Origin of the sequence: Acinetobacter sp. YH12211 (genome assembly GCF_013418015.1) — a bacterium.
Classification (GTDB): domain Bacteria; phylum Pseudomonadota; class Gammaproteobacteria; order Pseudomonadales; family Moraxellaceae; genus Acinetobacter; species Acinetobacter towneri.
The window spans coordinates 84,468-104,633 of the sequence record NZ_VPCW01000005.1; the positions used below are offsets into that span (position 1 = coordinate 84,468).

At 39.5% G+C, this 20,166-nt stretch carries 18 protein-coding genes; 10 read left to right on the forward strand and 8 right to left on the reverse strand.

The genetic code is table 11. The features are described from left to right. Window positions 1-296 precede the first annotated feature (296 nt). The 3 genes from FTU98_RS04355 to FTU98_RS04365 all read left to right on the forward strand — a co-directional run bounded on the left by FTU98_RS04355 (window position 297) and on the right by FTU98_RS04365 (window position 4,748). Entirely contained in the window at window positions 297-2,099 is a 1,803-nt protein-coding gene (locus FTU98_RS04355) for an acyl-CoA dehydrogenase C-terminal domain-containing protein (protein ID WP_180050516.1), read from the forward strand. A gap of 219 nt (window positions 2,100-2,318) precedes the next feature. Next, window positions 2,319-4,100, forward strand: a complete 1,782-nt coding sequence (locus FTU98_RS04360) for an acyl-CoA dehydrogenase C-terminal domain-containing protein (RefSeq protein WP_180050519.1) — start codon at window positions 2,319-2,321, stop codon at window positions 4,098-4,100. A 138-nt stretch (window positions 4,101-4,238) separates the two neighbouring features. Next, the gene (locus FTU98_RS04365; RefSeq protein ID WP_179993915.1) at window positions 4,239-4,748 is read left to right on the forward strand and encodes a phosphate-starvation-inducible protein PsiE; all 510 of its coding nucleotides are present in this window, start codon (window positions 4,239-4,241) and stop codon (window positions 4,746-4,748) included. A gap of 78 nt (window positions 4,749-4,826) precedes the next feature. Here FTU98_RS04365 and FTU98_RS04370 read toward each other — a convergent pair whose 3' ends face one another. Further along, window positions 4,827-5,297: an RcnB family protein gene (locus FTU98_RS04370; protein WP_180050522.1), complete on the reverse strand. Its 471-nt coding sequence runs from the start codon at window positions 5,295-5,297 to the stop codon at window positions 4,827-4,829. A 179-nt stretch (window positions 5,298-5,476) separates the two neighbouring features. Here FTU98_RS04370 and FTU98_RS04375 point away from each other — a divergent pair, with 179 nt between their 5' ends. Continuing rightward, window positions 5,477-5,929, forward strand: a complete 453-nt coding sequence (locus FTU98_RS04375; protein WP_154320358.1) for a hypothetical protein — start codon at window positions 5,477-5,479, stop codon at window positions 5,927-5,929. Window positions 5,930-5,983: 54 nt separating this feature from the next. Here FTU98_RS04375 and FTU98_RS04380 read toward each other — a convergent pair whose 3' ends face one another. Both FTU98_RS04380 and znuD read right to left on the reverse strand, forming a co-directional pair. After that, on the reverse strand, window positions 5,984-7,447 hold the full coding sequence (locus FTU98_RS04380) for a phospholipase D family protein (RefSeq protein WP_180050525.1): 1,464 nt from the start codon (window positions 7,445-7,447) through the stop codon (window positions 5,984-5,986). A 105-nt stretch (window positions 7,448-7,552) separates the two neighbouring features. Beyond that, window positions 7,553-9,682: a zinc piracy TonB-dependent receptor ZnuD gene (gene znuD, locus FTU98_RS04385; RefSeq protein WP_180050527.1), complete on the reverse strand. Its 2,130-nt coding sequence runs from the start codon at window positions 9,680-9,682 to the stop codon at window positions 7,553-7,555. Between the two features lie 148 nt (window positions 9,683-9,830). On the opposite strand from znuD, the gene FTU98_RS04390 reads away from it, so the two are divergent. The 3 genes from FTU98_RS04390 to FTU98_RS04400 all read left to right on the forward strand — a co-directional run bounded on the left by FTU98_RS04390 (window position 9,831) and on the right by FTU98_RS04400 (window position 12,909). After that, window positions 9,831-10,595 (forward strand): DUF4184 family protein, encoded by a 765-nt coding sequence (locus FTU98_RS04390; RefSeq protein ID WP_180009022.1) that lies wholly within the window; start codon window positions 9,831-9,833, stop codon window positions 10,593-10,595. Between the two features lie 195 nt (window positions 10,596-10,790). After that, window positions 10,791-12,575 (forward strand): aspartate--tRNA ligase, encoded by a 1,785-nt coding sequence (aspS, locus tag FTU98_RS04395; RefSeq protein WP_180050530.1) that lies wholly within the window; start codon window positions 10,791-10,793, stop codon window positions 12,573-12,575. 115 nt (window positions 12,576-12,690) lie between these two features. Continuing rightward, entirely contained in the window at window positions 12,691-12,909 is a 219-nt protein-coding gene (locus tag FTU98_RS04400; protein WP_180050533.1) for a hypothetical protein, read from the forward strand. Between the two features lie 27 nt (window positions 12,910-12,936). On the opposite strand, the gene FTU98_RS04405 is transcribed toward FTU98_RS04400, so the two are convergent. From FTU98_RS04405 to FTU98_RS04415, 3 genes are all read right to left on the reverse strand, one after another. Next, window positions 12,937-13,884, reverse strand: a complete 948-nt coding sequence (locus FTU98_RS04405; RefSeq protein ID WP_179997092.1) for a glycosyltransferase — start codon at window positions 13,882-13,884, stop codon at window positions 12,937-12,939. A 58-nt stretch (window positions 13,885-13,942) separates the two neighbouring features. Beyond that, a complete protein-coding gene (locus FTU98_RS04410; RefSeq protein ID WP_179997093.1) occupies window positions 13,943-14,728 on the reverse strand; it encodes a glycosyltransferase in 786 nt (261 codons plus the stop codon). 142 nt (window positions 14,729-14,870) lie between these two features. Then, entirely contained in the window at window positions 14,871-15,635 is a 765-nt protein-coding gene (locus FTU98_RS04415) for a glycosyltransferase family 25 protein (RefSeq protein WP_179997094.1), read from the reverse strand. Window positions 15,636-15,765: 130 nt separating this feature from the next. On the opposite strand from FTU98_RS04415, the gene FTU98_RS04420 reads away from it, so the two are divergent. Genes FTU98_RS04420 through FTU98_RS04430 form a run of 3 tightly spaced genes read left to right on the forward strand, consistent with a single transcriptional unit; the run spans window position 15,766 to window position 18,399 of the window. Further along, complete coding sequence (locus tag FTU98_RS04420) at window positions 15,766-16,452, forward strand: hypothetical protein (protein ID WP_179997095.1); 687 nt, start codon at window positions 15,766-15,768, stop codon at window positions 16,450-16,452. Between the two features lie 4 nt (window positions 16,453-16,456). Beyond that, complete coding sequence (locus FTU98_RS04425) at window positions 16,457-17,392, forward strand: glycosyltransferase family 2 protein (protein WP_179997096.1); 936 nt, start codon at window positions 16,457-16,459, stop codon at window positions 17,390-17,392. 32 nt (window positions 17,393-17,424) lie between these two features. Beyond that, window positions 17,425-18,399 (forward strand): glycosyltransferase, encoded by a 975-nt coding sequence (locus tag FTU98_RS04430; protein WP_179997097.1) that lies wholly within the window; start codon window positions 17,425-17,427, stop codon window positions 18,397-18,399. A 31-nt stretch (window positions 18,400-18,430) separates the two neighbouring features. On the opposite strand, the gene FTU98_RS04435 is transcribed toward FTU98_RS04430, so the two are convergent. Then, window positions 18,431-19,237: a polysaccharide deacetylase family protein gene (locus tag FTU98_RS04435; RefSeq protein ID WP_179997098.1), complete on the reverse strand. Its 807-nt coding sequence runs from the start codon at window positions 19,235-19,237 to the stop codon at window positions 18,431-18,433. Between the two features lie 13 nt (window positions 19,238-19,250). After that, entirely contained in the window at window positions 19,251-20,141 is an 891-nt protein-coding gene (locus FTU98_RS04440; protein ID WP_179997099.1) for a mitochondrial fission ELM1 family protein, read from the reverse strand. Window positions 20,142-20,166 lie beyond the last annotated feature (25 nt).

Below are 20,166 nucleotides of genomic sequence, written 5' to 3' on the forward strand. Positions count from 1 at the left end.
CATAAATAGATAAAAAAGGCGCAAATTGCGCCCTTTTTATTGGACATATCTCTTTACGGTTTTTGACTATTTGTATCATTTCAAATTCAGCAAAACTGTTTACACTCAAGTAACTTAGCCATTTCAAGATAAAAATCTTTGACTTTGCAGTCACCAAGAAATGCTATGCAGATGCTTGTACCGAATTAGAAGATGTTGCACGATTACAACCATTCCAACATGGCATGTCTGAGAAGGCATGCGCTGAAATCCATTTAAAATATAACGCTGGTCAAACCAGTATTGAGGAAACCGATATGCCACAATACAAAGCGCCTTTACGTGATATGCAATTCGTTTTGCATGAATTATTAAATGCCGAAGATCACTATGCAAAATTACCTGCATTCCAAGAAAACGTAAGCCGTGAATTGGTTGACCAATATTTGGAAGCTGCAGCAGATTTCTGTGAAAACGAATTATCTCCGTTAAACCAAGTGGGTGACCGTGAAGGTTGTACTTGGAATGATGGCGTGGTGACTACACCAACGGGCTTTAAAGAAGCGTATCAAAAATATATCGAACTTGGCTTCCCGTCTCTTTCTGCTGAAGAACAATACGGCGGTCAAGGTCTACCTGTTTCTCTAGGAAACGTGATTTCAGAAATGGTAGGTACAGCAAACTGGGCATGGGGCATGTACCCAGGTCTTTCTCATGGTGCTGTACGTACTTTAGAACACCACGGTTCAGATGAACAAAAAGCAACCTATCTGCCAAAGCTTGTTTCAGGTGAGTGGACAGGTACCATGTGTTTAACCGAATCTCATGCAGGTTCTGACTTGGGTATTATCCGTACTAAAGCTGAACCTCAGGCCGACGGAAGCTATGCAATCTCGGGCGAGAAAATCTTTATCTCTGCTGGTGAACATGACATGGCAGAGAATATCGTGCACATCGTATTGGCACGTTTACCTGGTGCACCTAAAGGAACTAAAGGTATTTCTCTGTTCATCGTTCCTAAGTTCAACCTGAATGCTGACGGTTCTGTAGGCGAGCGCAACGGCGTACGCTGTGGTTCAATCGAACACAAAATGGGGATTCATGGCAATGCAACTTGCGTCATCAACTTTGATAACGCGAAAGGCTTCCTAATTGGCCCTGAAAACCGTGGTCTAAACTGCATGTTCACGTTCATGAACACTGCACGTATCGGTACAGCGGTACAAGGTCTTGCAGCATCTGAAGGTTCTTTCCAAGGTGCGTTGACTTATGCCAAAGACCGTTTAGCAATGCGCTCACTTTCTGGTCCGAAAGCTCCTGAAAAAGAAGCAGATCCAATTATTGTGCATCCTGCTGTACGCAATATGCTATTGACTCAAAAAGCGTTTGCTGAAGGTGGTCGCGCACTAGTGTATCTGTTGTCTCTACACGCAGATATCGTTGAACAAGGTGCAACCGAAGAAGAGCGTAAATACTCTGACAACATCTTGTCTTTATTGACGCCAATTGCAAAAGCATTCTTAACTGAAACAGGTTCTGAATCTGCAAAACATGGTGTACAAGTCTTCGGTGGTCATGGCTTCATTTCTGAGCATGGCATGGAACAAATTGTGCGTGATACACGTATTTCATGCTTGTACGAAGGTACAACTGAAATTCAAGCACTCGACTTGTTAGGTCGTAAAGTTTTGGGTACACAAGGTGCAATGTTGAAAGACTTCACCAAAATCATCCATAAATTTGCAGAAGCCAACAAAGACAACGCAGCAATGCAAGAATTTGTTGAACCGCTCGCAGCGCTCAATAAAGAATGGGGCGATTTGACCATGCAAATTGGTATGCGTGCAATGCAAAACCCTGAGGAAGTAGGTGCTGCAGCAGTAGACTACATGTACTTCTCTGGTTATGTAACACTAGCTTACCTATGGGCACGTATGGCATTGGTCGCTCAAGAAGCACTTGCAGCAGGCACAACCGATGTAGACTTCTATAATGCTAAAGTGACGACTGCACGTTTCTACTTCAAGAAAATCTTGCCACGTGTTCGCTCACACGTAGACGTGATTGCAACAGGTGTAGAGCCACTATTTGCATTAGATGCTGAACACTTTGCTTTCTAAGCGAAAATTGAAACTCGCTAAATATTGAACATATTTAGCGGGATATTCAAAATGTTGTACTCTTGAGTACAGAAATTGAGAAAGGACGGTCATAGCATTGACAGTCCTTTTTCTTTATAAATAAAGCATTCTTTCGCTTTAGTGGTCTACAACATTCACAATTGTAGATTACACTGAACTCAACGAATCAAGATTCAAACAATAAACAGGTGAACTCACATGCCAATTTATAATGCCCCACTTGCCGATATGAAATTCATCTTAAATGATGTATTCAATGCAGAACAATTCTGGCAAAACAATGAAAACCTCGCTCACCTTGATGCTGCAACGGCTGAAGCAATTTTGGAAGAAATGGCAAAATTTGCCCAAAATGTGACGTTGCCTATTAACCGTAGCGGTGATGAAGAAGGCGCGACCTATAACAATGGCGAGGTCACTACACCTGCAGGTTTTAAAGAAGCATTTAAACAATATGCCGAAGGCGGCTGGATTGGTTTAGGCGCAGATGAAGAATGGGGTGGTCAAGGCATGCCAAAAATGCTGACGGTATTGTCAGATGAAATGCTGTTTGCCACTAACCCATCATTCATGTTGTATCCACTGCTATCTGTCGGTGCAGGCATGGCATTAAGCAGTTATGCATCACAAGAACAGAAAGAAACCTATTTACCTAAAATTTACTCAGGTGAGTGGTCAGGTACCATGTGTTTGACTGAACCACATGCAGGAACAGACCTCGGGATTATTAAAACCAAAGCAGAACCAAATGCAGACGGTACGTACAACATCACAGGGACTAAAATCTTTATTACAGGTGGTGATCACGACCTCGCAGAAAACATCATTCACTTAGTTTTAGCGAAAACACCAGACGCTCCTGCAGGTTCACGCGGTATTTCTTTATTCATCGTGCCAAAATTCTTGGTGAATGAAGATGGTTCATTGGGTGAACGCAACCCTGTAGCCCCAGGCTCAATTGAACACAAAATGGGCATTAAAGCCTCTGCGACTTGTGTGATGAACTTTGACGGTGCCAAGGGTTTCTTGGTCGGTAAAGAAAATGAAGGTCTTGCAGCCATGTTCGTGATGATGAACTATGAACGTTTATCAATGGGTATCCAAGGTCTTGGTGCTTCTGAATTTGCTTACCAAAATGCAGCTCAATATGCGACTGATCGTTTACAAGGTCGTAGTGCATCTGGTGTTAAATCTCCAAGCAAACCTGCGGATAGCATCTTAGTTCATGGTGATGTTCGTCGCATGTTGCTCAATGCACGTGCCAATAATGAAGCATCTCGTGCATTTGCAGTTTACGTGGGTCAGCAACTGGATATCACTAAGTTCTCAACAGACCCTGAAGCTGTAAAAGCAGCCAATGACCGTGTCGCGCTGTTAACACCAATTGCAAAAGCTTACCTCACAGATACTGCATTCCAAGCCACTTTAGATGCGCAAATGGTATTTGGTGGTCACGGTTATATCCGTGAATGGGGTATGGAGCAATGTGTTCGTGATTTACGTATCGCCCAAATTTATGAAGGCACCAACGGCGTACAATCGCAAGACTTGATTGGTCGTAAAACCATTAAATGTAATGGCGAATTTATTGCAGAATACATTGCAGAAATCCGTGATTTCACCAATGGTTTAGATGCAGACCTCAACTTCATTAAAGATGCAACTTTAGATGCAGCGACTGAAGTTGAATCCGTGACTCAATACGTTTTAAATGCAGCCAAAGAAAATGTAGATTTCCCGAACGCAGCAGCGGTTGATTATTTACATGCGGTAGGTTTGCTCAGCTTCTCATATATGTTTGCGCGCATTGCCAATGCAGCCAAGCAAAAAGAGGGTGAGTTCTATCAAAACAAATTGTCATTGGCACTGTACTTTGTACAACGTATTTTGCCAGAACTGACTTTACGCATTACAAAAGTGAAAGCGGGTGCAGAAGTGGTAATGAACTTCAGTGAAGATTACTTCACCAACCAGTCTTAATTAATACAGTATCGCAAAAACGCCTGAATCATCAGGCGTTTTTTTATACTAAATTTTATATACCTATTCTAATTTGTGCATGAAATTTGCATCACCTTTGTTGAAGTCTGAATATCCATACTTAAACAGGAGGTGAAAATGGCAGTACGTCGTTCAAAAATAGATAAAAATATTCAAGCAGTTGAAAGCCTATTAGACAAATATGGCAATTGGGCTGTAGAAAGTTTTCATTATCTTGCGCTCTTTATCATTGGCTGTATGGTCATTTGGTCTGCTGGACATACGGTAATTGATATTTTCACCATCAAACAATATGCCACTATTGATGACATCTTATTACTTTTTATCTATTTAGAACTAGGTGCAATGGTTGGTATTTATTTTAAAACCAATCACATGCCTGTGCGTTTTTTAATTTATATTGCCATTACCGCACTAACCCGTTTGCTAATTTCAGATATTCAACACGACCATAAAGCTGATCTCGATTTAGTGATTATTACTGGTTCAATTTTAATTTTATCCGCTGCAATTTTAGTGGTGCGTTTTGCATCTTGGCATTACCCTTCCGTTATTCGAGACAAGCACAGTGAAAAGCCTTTAGCACAAGGCAAAACCCCTCGCCCAGAAGATGATGAATTGGCGTAAAAATCTAAAATAGGTCAAAAAAATGCTTCTAGATACTCAATATCTAGAAGCATTGATCTCTATGATTTCACTTTTTTCTCAACGATTTGCCACCAACATATAACGCCCATGTTCAAAAATCCAATACATGCCTCGTGGCGGAGCAGGTAAACCTAAATGTTGCCAGTCGGTCACCACACGATAGGTCGAACTTTCAATATGTGCGCTACTTGGCTCACCATTTACCCAACTGTAACTTTGGTGGTTATATTGCACAGTACTTGGCGCATTGTATTGAATATTGATGCCACTACGAATCGTGGGCTGCCCCCACTGCGGTACAGGTCGTTGATGGTATGGATAATGTGGTGAATAGGAATAGGGTTGCTGTGAATGATAAGGTCGATGCTGCGGATAAGTAGGACGATGTTGTGGCGAATAAGGACGATGCTGATCACGCTGTGTATTGACGCCTGTATATCCTGCCCAGCGATTGGTTTCGGCCAAGCTCTGCATCGACACACCTAAAAATAGCATGCCACTCAATGCAGTTAAAATCGCCACTTTCATATCTAGCACTCCTATTTTCATATTTTTATTCTAAGCTCAAATTAAGGATAAACAATGAATAAAAAATCAGCAATTTTAAACTTTCGTCTCCGCAGATTTCACCGACACGGCTCGCCATTTATGAAATATCTCCAACCCCTATGCTAAGATACATTTTTTTTGAAATTGGATGAAACCTCGTGCCTGAATTAAATTTTGACCGCCTTCATCAGTTTTTCTGCAAAGTTCCGAGTGTACAGCAAGCCCGTGTAGACGCTTATGGTTCAGACGGTCAGCATGCATGGTGGTTCAAATTTCAAATTGATGTAGAACATCCGTTAGCATGGCAAACTGTGCAGGAATTGGGACATGTGCTGAATTATATTTCCAGAGATGAGCGCTTGCCGACTCAATTCTTACCTGTTTCACCGCCACCGTATATGAATGGTGAAGCCAAAGATTTTTTATCGTGGGTAATTCAATGCAACCATCCAGAATTTAGCCCAGATGTGGTTTGTGATTGGTTAGAAGCGCGTTTACCGAATCCTGTGGATGATGAAGCACAATGGAAAATCAAAACCGATATTGCCGAGTTAGATCAAATGAGTGATAAAGATTTGGATGAAATGGTGCCGCCAAATCCCGAGAAGTAATATTAGGTTCTGACACCCCCTTCTCCCTCAGGGAGAAGGTCGGGATGAGGGAAACTAAAATGTCGATAAACCACTCCATTCCATAAAGCGATACAGCGCATATTTCCACTTCGACTCATCGGCATAAACCGCATAATCCACACTCATATTTTTACCCTCAAGGTTTGACCATGCGGTATTAAAATAGTGTTGAGCATCCTGAAATACAGGGTCTTGCACCTGTCCGACCACACGCAAGTTGCTTTCTAAATTATAGTTTTTTAAATTACGTGCGGTGAAATTAGCAGAACCTAAAATCAACTCAGCCTGTGTGGCATTCGATTTCATCAGCATTTTATTGTGGCATTGCTCACCTTGGGTATTACACCAACGTACCTTCACCCCTGCAGCATGTAATTCTGCCGCCACCTGTCGGTTCGGAATGCCATTTTTTTCACGTCCAAAAGCATCTTTATTCGGGTCGAGTAATACCCGCACCTGTACGCCACGTTGCTGTGCAGCAATCAGTGCCTTGATGATTTGTCGCTCCGATAAATAGAACATCGCCAAATCCAGATGTTCTTGCGCTTTGGTCTGCCGAATCAGTGTCAAACTGCCCTCTAAAATGGCTTGTTCAGTGAGGACTTGCACTTGAGGATAAGACGAATCTGCCTCAAACTCCCCCACAATCACCCCAGACAGATTGCCCTGCGACATACGCGCGACGGCTTGTTCTGTTTGCAACACATCTACTGCGGTATTGCCCGTCACCAATAAAGCGCTGTTAGAATGACGTGAACTGCCATCATGTGGATTAAACGACGTGACCAATGCTTTCCAGCCTTCGGCGGTATCGACCACCATGGTTTTACGATGGTTGGCTTTAAAATTAAGCAAGCTGAAATAACTGCGCAAGGTAATTTTATCTTTACCGAACGGACTTGGCAGCCAGCCCTTTTCGGCATTATTTGGAATACCCTGACAGCAGAAATACCAAAAACCCGACCACAAAGGATTCGATGCGCGCAGCGGGGTTAAATCTGTTTCAATCACATCAATGCCCGCCTGACGCAATTGACGATAATGCTCAGGCGCGATGCCGCCATATACCGAATTAATGGGATCGGTAATGACTTTGATTTCAATATTTGGCTGCAGCTGACGTTTATGAATTAAAGCATCGGTGAGTTGCTGTGTCAGTGGCTGATGCTGCTGTTTAGATGTTCCCACTTCAGGATTAAACAAGAACATATCCAATACAATGGTGCTTTGTGCTGCATCAACCAGCTCTAAAATTTCATTAAAAATTTGATGCTGTTGTTGCTGAACACCTTGCGCGTCGATATAGGTCTGATCGGCAATAAATTTAATAGGCGCATGACGTAATTTTCCAGTGTAATTCAGCCCTTCGGGTAATGGTTTTAAGCTGTGGTAGGTCGCAGACGCCAAATAACCTAAAGCCAGAAAACTTATAATAAGTCCCACATACGCCCGAGGCGACCAATTCAATTTTTGATGAATTCGCTGAAAGATACGCATAACAAAAAACCTAGTCCGATGCGCTCAGACTAGGTTTAATTGTTTGGATTTTCAAGAGGATTTCTGTGTTTTCACGCAGACATCCTGCTCAAGGCAAATTGAATTTTAGAAGCCAAATTCCACGCCGACTGTAAAGTTACGACCCACTTGTGGAATATTCGACAAGAACGATGTATGTGAATACACTTCATCATCGAGCAAGTTGTTGGCTTTAAAATACACACGGTAATCTTGTTTGTTGGCATAGTTGCCCGCATAAGCCACACCAACATTGACCATATTATAGCCTGCTGTTTCTTGCTCTAAATAAGCAACCTTGTCTTGTTTGAAGACACGATAATATTCCGCCATACCCGACCAACCATCGGCAAAGTTGGCATCCACTTTAGTCCCCAAACGCCCTGCAGGTACACGTGGTGCATTTTGATTGTCAATCTCACCACGGACATAATCACCAAATACACTGAGTTTATAATCTGGGCTGATCTGATAACCTAGCTTGGCTTCTGTGCCATAAAACTTGGCTTTGTCTTGTTGATAATCAATTAAACGGAAAGTTTCCTTATGGTCAGTAGTTGCACCATAAATATAATTATCAAACCAGTTGTGATATACGTGCAGCGAATAATCAAGTTTATCGGCTTCGTAGTGTAAACCAAGTTCTAAATTATTCGATTTCTCGACATCTAAATTCGCATTACCACGCTCATAGGTGTTGGTTGCAAAGTGAATGCCGTTAGCATAAAGCTCTTGTGCCAACGGTAAACGCTGTTGGTGTGAGCCTGTAAGGGATAGTTTATAGTTCGGTGCAAACTGCCAATTGGCTGCTGCAGAAGCAGATACACCTGTATCTGAGTAATCTTTCAGACGACGGGAATCAACATCCACTTTTTGATGTTCAACCCGTGCACCGAGTTCAACATGCACATCGCCAAATTGTTTATGCTCTAAACCGAATAAACTATATTTTTGAGTTTTGGTATCAGGAATAGGCACGGTTTCATGAGAATGATTGCCGTGTTGTTCAACTTGTCCAGTTAAATCAATTTTTTGCTGACTATACTGTGTACCAAACACACCTTCCCAACCTGCAAGGGGTTTGTGCACCAATTCTAAACGTGCATCATAACCTTTGCTTTTAAAGTTACTGATGACTTTATTTTCTTCCAGTTCATCATGTTCATAATCAGTAAAGCTGGCGTGCGCACGCAGTTTATCAAAGCCTGCAAAGGGCTGATCAAGTTCGGTACGCAAATCATAACGATGTGATTCTAAATCTACCCATGGGCCACTATGTGCATGTTCTTCAACAGCATTTGAATTAGGCGTTGGGCAACCATGAAAATGATCATCATGCAATACACAACCATGATATTCATGGCTATGCCCTGGCAACCCATATTTATCCTGACGATTACTATATGACACGCCCACAAAACCACGATCATGAATCCATGAGCCACCAATATTCACCGTTTGACCTTCGGCAAAGGTATTGCCCACGCGGCGTTCTTTTACAAGCTCTTCATGTTCATGTGTATGGGTTGAGCCATCTGGTTCAACATGTACTTCTGTATGATGATGCTCTACCCAATAGTTTGGGGTAATGTAATCATTGGCTTTACGTTTTGAACCTTCAATACGCAGCGCAAATTGATCACTGAGTGCTGCAGTTACCCCCGCACTCACTAGCTTTTCATCGCTACCTGTGTTGTAACGTAAACCTACCTGTCCTTCTAAACCATTATTTGGCATTTGAGTTGGAATTTTTTGATCGGTCACATTAACTAAGCCACCAACCGTTCCTGCACCATAAAGTAATGTTGATGGGCCACGAATAATTTCAACTTGTTTGGCTAAAATCGGATCTACAGTGATGGCATGGTCAGGTGAAAGTGTAGAAACATCGGCAGTTTCTGAAGCATGTTGCAGCACTTTAACCCGTGGGCCATCTTGTCCACGAATCACAGGGCGGCTAGAGCCTGAGCCATATTGATTGGAATATACGCCTAGCTCATCTGCCATCGCATCACCTATAGTGGTACTCCGCTCTGCCAACGTTTTCTGATCAATCACATGATCTGCTACTGCAAAATCTGCTGCAGTTTGCACCAAAGGATGTGCTTGTAGCTGAATAGTTTCCAGTTGTGTACTACTGCTTTCAGTATTGGCAAATGCTGCAGGTGTCAGCACTGAAAAAATGGAAAGTGTTATTAAATTTTTATGGAACGACATGACCCATGCTCAAATTAGCAAAAATAATTGATGTTATAATATAACATTTCATTAACATTGCAATAAAAAACATTGTTCCTCTGTATTCTCAATTAAGCTATTCATCACAATTTATTCTGATTTTTTATATTATTTACTTTGAATTGGTATGCCCTTTACGCTCTCACATGCGGTACTTGCCCCACCACTCGCCAAGCTTTCAGGACAACGTCTGCCTATCGCTGCACTCGCTATAGGTACGATGTTGCCAGATTTACACCGTCTGTTTACTTTGCGTCATGATCCCACTCCACATTTATGGTCAGCATTGCTGTATCCAAATTTATTATTGGGTCTTGTCTTTTGTGCGCTGTGGTATTTACTCTATCGCCCTGCATTGTATCGCTTTGTGGGCGTGCATCACCCGTTAAATCTAAACACGATAAAATCTGTACTTGGGTTTGTATGTGGCTTGATTCTGGCCTTACTGATTGGCAATGCCACCCATTTAATTTGGGATGGTTTAACCCATCACGACTTTCGTAGTTTTGCCTTTCAGGATTTTTTAGCGCAATCGGTACAATTAGGCACAGGTATTTATCCGATGCATCGCATACTGCAAATTGGCAGTTCTATTTTGGCGCTGCCTTTTTTGTTATGTATGAGCCTGCATTATTATCGCAAGCATCGACAGGTCAGTTCTGTAAGCACTAAAATTCGCGTTTATGCCATCGGCCTAATTATCTTGTCGATTGTATGTGGTGGTTTTTCACTTTGGGATTATGCGCGTTATATCCCCGATGCGACTTGGCAAGCCGAACTATATTATTTTACGGGACGTGCCATCAATGAGTTTAGCCAAGGTACGTTACTTATGTTGAGTTTGGGCTGCCTGTTATTTTTGTTTTTAGATTTTCAAGGGCGGATGGAATAAACGCTCTATCGCCCTACTTCTGTCTTCTTCTGCTTACATTCTTCAGTTTCAAGCAGATTCCCGCTAAAAACCCACTGTTTTTGCAGCAGGTTCTTGTCGCCACATGCCCAAAGAGGCATAATCCTACCTTTGCTAAAGGCGGTGCGCTGTTTACGTATTCGCTTCCTTAACCCATATAGTTGGATTTTTAACGCTATGATGCGAACTCATTATTGCGGTTCTTTAACCGAAGCTCAAATTGATCAAACCGTGACCCTGTGTGGTTGGGTACACCGTCGTCGTGACCACGGTGGTGTGATCTTCCTAGATATGCGTGACCGTGATGGTCTTGTGCAAGTCGTGATTGACCCAGACACTCCAGAAGCATTTGCAACTGCAGACAAAGCACGTTCAGAATTTGTATTAAAAATTACAGGTCGTGTACGTCGTCGCTATGCAGGCACAGAAAATGCCAATATGGTCAGTGGACAAATTGAAGTTTTAGGCAAGGAAATTGAAGTTCTTGCAGCATCTGAAACGCCTCCGTTCCCATTGAACGACGAAAATACCAACATTTCAGAAGAAATTCGTTTGAAATACCGTTTCTTGGACATCCGTCGTCCAGAAATGTTAGATCGCTTACGTTTCCGTTCTAAAGTCACCAACCTAATTCGTAACTATTTAGACGACCATGGTTTCTTGGATGTTGAAACCCCAATTTTGACACGTGCTACCCCAGAAGGCGCACGTGACTATTTAGTGCCAAGCCGTGTATCTAACGGTAGCTTCTATGCACTGCCACAATCGCCACAATTATTTAAACAATTGTTGATGGTGGGTGGTATTGACCGTTATTACCAAATCGCAAAATGTTTCCGTGATGAAGACTTGCGTGCAGACCGTCAGCCTGAATTTACCCAAATCGACATTGAAACATCGTTCATGAGTGACGATGACATTATGGATTTGATGGAAGGCATGACCGTGAAGATGTTCGATGAACTTCTAAGCGTGAAATTCGACAAATTCCAACGTATGCCGTATTCAGAAGCAATGCGTGATTATGCGTCTGACAAACCAGACTTACGTATTCCACTGAAACTGGTAGACGTTGCAGACTTAATGCAAGACGTTGAGTTCAAAGTATTTGCTGGCCCTGCGAAAGACCCTAAAGGTCGTATTGTTGCCCTTCGCGTACCTGGCGCAGGCTCATTGCCACGTAGCGCAATTGATGAATACACCAAATATGTTGGCATCTACGGTGCAAAAGGTTTGGCTTACATTAAAGTCAATGAACTTGAAAAAGGCATTGAAGGCTTACAATCTCCAATCGTGAAATTTATTGAGCCAATCGTGCTTGATCTATTAAAACGTGTAGGCGCTGAAAATGGCGACATCGTATTCTTTGGTGCAGATAAAGCCAAAGTGGTAAACGATGCAATGGGCGCTCTTCGTGTGAAAATTGGTCACGATTTAAACCTTGCAACTTGCGAATGGGCACCGCTTTGGGTAGTTGACTTCCCAATGTTTGAAGAAACAGATGATGGTAAATGGACCTCTGTGCATCACCCATTCACTTTACCAAAATCAAGCGTTGAAGATGTGAAGAGCAACCCAGGTGAAGCTTTATCTGTTGCGTATGACATGGTATTGAACGGTACCGAAATTGGTGGTGGTTCACTGCGTATTTATACTCTAGAAATGCAAAAAGCGATTTTTGAAGCTTTAGGTATTGAAGAAGAAGAAGCCGAAGAGAAATTCAGCTTCTTACTGAATGCGTTGAAATACGGTGCGCCTCCGCACGGTGGTTTGGCATTTGGTTTAGACCGTTTGGTGATGTTGATGACAGGTGCATCGTCTATTCGTGATGTAATTGCCTTCCCGAAAACCAAGACAGCTGAATGTCCATTGACTCAAGCACCTGCACCAGTTGAAGCGACTCAATTGCGTGATTTGGGTATTCGTTTACGTGAAAAACCAAAAGCAGAATCTCAAGAATAAGTTTTGAGAATGTGAGAAGAACCCTGCAAATTTGCAGGGTTTTTTTATGAATTGAGATATGGTCTAGCTAGTGGCATAATAGCGCTTCGTTTTGAATTTTAAGTTGAACGTTACTATGGCTATGCGTCCTGCAGTTCGTAATCGTGGCATTATGCTAATTGTATTTGCTGTCGCTCAATGGTTATTCATGCGTTACATTTTGGCCAATAACCTGTTTGCCTTAGACACCAATGACCGCATTTTGTACTTTAGCTTAAGTTCTATTGGCGGCGCATTTGTGATTTTTGTGGGGCTGATTTATATGGTACTGAAAGGCAATGCGGATAAGGAATAGAAATTTATAAAATTACTTACATTCAAATTATTTTTTAATCCCTAATTTCTTTTTATAGAGATAAAAAATTCGAGGATAAGAATATTTAAATCTTTCTTTGAAGGATCTCGCTATAACATTCTCTTTAATAAAGTATAAATCATTTTTATATAAATTATAAAAACCAAAAAACTCATTTAGACTCTGCTTCATCTTTATAGTATACATTATATTCAATAGATGAATATATATTTCCCTATACCTCTCTACCTCTCTGTACTTCCTATATAAATCAATACCATATGAGAGACTATTCATAAAGCTTTCATTTACTTTCGCAGTTAAACTACCGCTATTAAGCCTGTAATATACTAGCTCGTCATTTAACTCAAAAATATTCATATCCAAATTATATATAAACGGAAAAGATAAAAGATCTTCAAATATATAGCCAGTAGGAAACTTAAACCCAACCAATAAATCTCTTTTAAAAACCCTTAACCAAGGTTGCCACGAATTTTTTGCAAAAATCTGAACTAAAGAATCACTATCTATTTGATAAAAATTAGTTTTATCAACATAATTTAGCTTTACAAGGCTTTTATCAAGCCCAACCACCTCTGCATTAAAGTGAATAATATCAAGATTCTCACTGTGTTTATCAATAATTCTAAGCAAACTTTTAATATAATCTTCAGATACATAATCATCTGGATCAAGAAAAGTAACAAAATCCCCTCTTACCTTTTCTAGTCCAAAATTTCTCGCAACACTAACACCCTGATTTTTCTGATTAAAAACAAAAATATTCTCCTCTAAATAAAAGTTTAAAATATTATTTTGTAAAATATCTATAGACTTATCTTTAGAACCATCATTGATAAAAATACACTCCACACTTTCATTTAATTGATAGAATAGAGAGTCAATGAAATCCTGAATATAAAGTTCAACTCCAAATATTGGAATAACAATAGACAACTTAATATTTGACATAAACTTCAAATTCCTAAAATTTATATATTTTTCGAAAAATTAGTACAAAAAAAGTTATTTATATCTCATTTCTTAATAACCTTGCCAATATAGATCTTTGATCAATAGTATTTAAATCAAGCCCTCTTAACATTTCATTATATAAATGGATACCTAATGTTCTTGAAGTCGTAATATCCTGTACAGATAACTCAGGGTCCCATAATTGACTAATACATTGATAGTGCAAGGGATAAAATACATCTATAGGCTGTACAAATTTCGTTAAACCTAATTTTTTCACATAATAGGTAATTGCTTTTGGACCAATCACTCCCCAAGGCATATCAGATATACTTCTTCCAGCTCCAAATATTTTTTTTACTTTGAGCTTTAATCTTATTTTGTTTTTAAACCAAGGTGGTACAAAAAAAGGATCATATGCTGCCGTTAATAAACTTTCTATTAACTCACTTTTAGGAGGGATACGCAAAATTGCACCATTGATCCACTCATCATCCTCAAAACCTAAAACATAACCATGTTCTGGAATAGATAATGGTTTTAAACAATAAACATCACAGTCAACATAAATACCATCTACTTTACGCATCAACTCATAACGAAAAATATCAGAAAATAGTGCATAACTCCCTGTTTCATTATGCTTTATGATTTTATTTTTAGGAATAATTTTATTCGCATCCACACACTTTACACCTTCTGGAACATCTTCAATATCCTCATAAACATGTAGATGTACCTCATGCCCTCTCATTACAAAAGAGCGTAAACAACATCTAGAAAGCATTCCAAGCTTTCGCCCCACCCACAAAGCATGAATTACTGCTAATTTTTCTGACATCCTAAATCACCATTAAAACTTCTAACAATTATAAGTTACTTGTAAAAACTTATAATGTGAAAAAATACAAATATAAACTAATTTATTTACATACATAAAAGCCTACAAGATTAATTATATTAATCTTGTCAGTTAGCTTTATTTAATAGGCTTGTAAAACCCATTTTAAAATTTTTTTAAGCAAGGAGTTTTTTAATTTATAAAAAACTCCTTGCTTGCTACCTTCTTGAGACAACAAATTCTGGCGTTCTGCCTCGATATAACTATGGCTATTCTCGCCAGTAATAGGCGGATGTTCAAATAAATTTGAGGCATATAAAGCGGGAATAGGATTTAACGTAGCAAGCCCTTCCCAATGATCACAGCCTTGAGGTGTCTGATGAAAATCAACCAACACTTCCGCCATTTGGCGATCAATCATATATGCATAAGTCGAAGATAAATTTTTATAAAAAAATGGATGAATTTTTAAAATAGGCTGTTCAAACAACTTATCTTTTAACAAATGCCCTTTAACTTTTCGACTATAAGGCAGCTGAATTCCGCCGAGACTTAAAAGAAAACCTGATGGCAGCTGCAATTCTTTTACCTTTCGTTCCAACTCATTTAAGTCATAAAACTGATTTTGAATTGCATCATCTTCAAAGAAAACAGCCAGCTGATCGTCGCTGGAAAGAAAATCTTTATAAGCGGCTAGATGAGATAAAGTACACCCTAGCTCACCAGGTGATAACGGACGCTCTTTACCTAATACGCCCAGCCGAAAATATTCAGCCGTCTGTAGATCAGCACCTCTCACACCTTTAATCACAAAATCACTCTTCATAGCTTGAAAAGTCTCTTGTGCAAAAAAGTTTTGCAATCGAGGACTGCCTTCTTTCTCAATACTAATCAGATACTTTTGCAAGTGCAGCCAACCATTTTATAAAAAAATGATTTTATCAGGAAGCCTGAGCTCATTTCATCAGCTTCATAGATTTTTTTGGCAATATCTCCTATCATATTTTCTTGCTATACCCAAAATGAAGATTTCATCCATGACCAAGCTTGCTTACTCCTCAGACATTTATCATATTAAAATTGAGGAATTGCTGGTGCTGTCAGATGCTTACTTTGCTGCCTCATTTAACAATCTATATGCCGATGATGCCGTTTTATTTATAGGCCAAGAAAAGAAAAGTATTCCAGACCAATTAGCCTTTGGCCGTGAAACACTCATCCAAGCACAACAAGATGGATTAACCCACTATCCCACCCGCATTGTTTTTGAACAAAGAGCCCCGCAATTACATGCTTTAGCACTTTTAAAGCCTATTCGTAAAAAATATCAGGACTTTTCAACTTTCAGCTATGAAATTCAATTATCAGATATCATTGATAATAAGCTGGAACGCAATATCAAATCTGAAGAAACGGCTTACAACTATAGTGATCGAAATAAATGGGGCGTCCCCAAAGATCAGCGTTCTTCCCGCTTTAATCAAATTGATGAATCTTTTAAACAGCATGGCTATGATAAAAATCATCCCATGATGATTATGCTATGCCGCGGCTTAGGTGTTAAAGATAAATTACATCAAGGGCATCATCGGATGTATTTCTGCCGAAAATATAATATTCAATACGTACAAATACAATTTTTAGCCTGCAATAGCTTTACCGGCAAACTTAAACAATTATTTCTATGGTTAAATAGAACCATCAAATACAAACAAGTGAATTAACAGCATGCCTTCACTTAGCATTTCAGTCGTCCTCACCCACTTCAATAAGGGAGTATTATTACAGCGGACAATTGAGTCATTAAACCCAGAACTTCCAGAATTGACAGAGATCATTGTGGTTGATGACTGCTCAACTGATCCAAACTGGCCAGCTTTTTCTAAACAGCTTGAAGAACAGTATTTTCCAAAAGTAAAAATTGTTCAAAACAGCACAAATGAAGGCCCTGCACGCAGGCTGAATCAAGGCGGCAATCTGGCTCAAGGCGATTACATTTTCTTTATGGATGCTGATGATGTTTTGGTACCAAACCGGCTAAAAGATATTGCCAGCCTGCTGCAAACGAATGATTGTGATTTATTTTACGGCAATAAAGTCAAAACTCACAATTTAGATGTGCTTCAGCAGCACCCTCATATGGATATTACAATCAGCAATGATCCACTGACTTTCATTATTCAACATAATATTATGGAAATGTGCGTCATGTGCTCGAAGTCTGTTTGGAGCAATTCAGGCGGCTGTAACCCCTCGTTATTTATTCAAGATGAATCTCTATCTCTGCAATTAGGACGTGCCGCAAATAAGCTCGCTTTTACTGAAACACCAACTGTATTTGTAATTTTAGATCAAGAAGAAACCAAAACGATCCGAGGCAATAACCGGCTTTCTCAAAACCTGAATCAACAGCATCATGATACATTCATGACAATTTATGATTTCTTAAACTCAAATCAATTAACATCAGGCCAGCAGCTGAAATTAAAGCAAAAAGCGCTTTCAACTTATTGGAAAAGTTTAAAATTTAGAAATAGAAAATCTTTTTTTGAGTTTATGAACTATGTCGTAGGAAAAATGAACCCTGAAAATACATGGAATAAACGCAACTCGCAGTTAAAATCGTATTTTGAAAAATTAGACCATGTAAGAAAACCCAGTTAACTTTTCAGCTCTTATTTTAAAGTGTTTCTAAAATGGATCAGCCTGTCGTCTCAATCATTACACCTTGTTTCAATAATCACGACACAATTATTGAAACAATTGAATCTGTACAAAAACAAACCTACTCCCGCATTGAGCATATCATTATCGATGATGGTTCAACGCCTGAGATTTCTACGGTTATCAAAGCACATATCGATAGCGGCCAAGTTAAATACCTTCGGCAAATAAACCAAGGGGTAGCTTGTGCACGAAATTTTGCAGTACAGCATGCTGCTGGAGAAGTTTTAGTTTTCTTAGATGCAGATGACTTAATCGCCGAAAATTATGTTGCTAAAGTGGTACAAGCTTTTCAAGATCACCCAGAAAGCTCCATGGTTGCTTGCTATGTGACTGAATTTGGACGTTCAACTGATAAAACCAAAATCAAGCCATTTAAGCTTGAAAATTTTTACTATCACAACAGCCTTTTCCCTTCCATTATTTCAGTCAAAAAACAGTATTTTTCGCAAGTTAACGGCTACAACACAAGTCTGAAAGTTTGCGAAGACTGGGATCTTTATTTACGTGTTGCAGAAGTAAACGCTGAAGTTTATATCATCCCTGAATATCTATTTTTTTACCGTAAGCACAATAATGGCTCAAGCTTAACGGATCTCATGAGTAGAGATAAACTCACAGTCCATAAAGCATATTTGAATTTATATAAGTCCCATCAGCATTATTACGACGCTCAGCTGCTTTCACCTCTGAATGTAGCTTATTTACATTTAAAGGCGCAGAAACGAATTCATAAAATCTTAAAAACACTTCATACCCTGAGTATAACAGGCATCATTTTGGCTGTATTTTCATTCATTTTCACCTATAGCTCTATTATCGGCGCCCTTGTGAACACCCTAATCCTACTCATTTTTATTTTTATTTTAATAAGTGCTAAAAATACTATGGCAAAAATGAAAGCTTTTCAATTAAATCAGCTCCCTCCTTTGCATCAGCTCAAATAATGAAAAAAAAGACTCTCAAAAAGAGTCTTTTTTATGCCCGCTTACCTAACTTCAAACGCAATTTCACTGCCAACATCGAATCTTTCCCACTAATTTTAATCCTTTGTAATTGCATAAAGTCAGGCATTTTCCCATCTATGCCTTCTTGCGTTGTTACTGCATTGGTATATCCTGCCTGCTGTGCCAAACTTACATCACGCGCGGAATAAATACCAAATGGATATGCAAAACTATTTACAGAGCGATGAATCAAATCTTCAAGTGATTGCTTGGATTGAGTTAACTCATCTAAGCATTCAATATCATCCAACTTTGCAAGATTCGCATGGGTCATTGTATGTGAACCAATTTCTATCAAACCGGAATTTGATAACAATTTGACTTGTTCATCATTTAATTTAGGCTCACGGGCAAGTTCACCACTATTATGATGTGCTTTTTTGTAGGTTGACCAATCTCGATCATGTCGGTCTACCACTACATAAATAGTCGCTTTGGCTTGGTATTTTTCTAAAATTGGAAAAGCATTTTCCAAGTTATCTAAATAACCATCATCAAAAGTGATTGCAACAGTTTTTGCAGGATGCCTCCCCCAATGATCTTGTAATTCCTGCATAGTTACAAAGTTAAAACCTTCTGCTTTTAGCCATGCTATTTGCTTTTCAAACTCAGTGGGCCTAACTCGTAATTTATTAAATTTTGCACCATCAATGTGCTCACGTACCATGTGATACATTAAAATTCGTGGTCTATTCCAATCTACTGCTGGCTTCCACCATGCGTACTTATAACTGAATGCGAACAACAAGATAAATAAAACAATCAGAATATAAATCACGATTAAATCACAGCTACTTGATTAAAAGATATGTTGCCACACGCTCTGCTTCTTTAAAAGCAGTCGTAGAATATAATTCAGCAATTTGTCTAGCATTCGATACAAGCTTTTGATCAACCAAATGCTGTACCGAACGCGTAATCCGATCCTCTTTCGCTCGATCTATCTGAATAAGCCCGACTTTACAACCTGCGGTGAGTGCCTCATATATCATAGACACACTATCTTCAGTCACCCATACAGCTTCCGCTTTTTGCATTTCTTCAAAAATCCAGCCCTGCGGCGTTTGTTCAACTGGAAAAATTTGCAGTTGTGAAGCAAAACTTTGCTGAGCCAATGTCACTAAAAAATCAGCAGGTGTACGCCTAGAACTCGTCAAAATAATCTCACACTGCTTATTCTGCAGCACAATCTGTTCAATCGCAGACAATACCTTATCTGCATTCCAAAGATGCCGTTTAGATGAACCACCTAATGCAATCAAAATACGGTTTGGAATGTGTCGCTGCTCATTTTCAATTGGATTCAGCGCACCTTGTGTAACAATCACATTTTCCCGCTCTAGCACACCATCATGTTCAGGAATAACCACATGATCAAACCAAGATAATGGAAAATTGGGTTTCATTAAAATGACAGTTTTCGCACATGGAAAAACTTTGCCCATCAATAAAACACGTAATTGCGTATGACTGCCTACCCCAACAATATAATCAGGTGGCTGCGATACTGCAGCATGTTTTTGTTTTTTATATGCGGTCAATAAACTCAACAGTGGTAAATGATCAATTGAAATTTCTTCAAAAGTTAGCTCAATATTTGTTTGCTTTTGCATTGCCTTAAAAAGACCCAATGCTTGAGAGCGATGACCTGCCTTACCATCGCTCACATATAAAATATGCATATTCACCCACCAGATCTAAAGCACG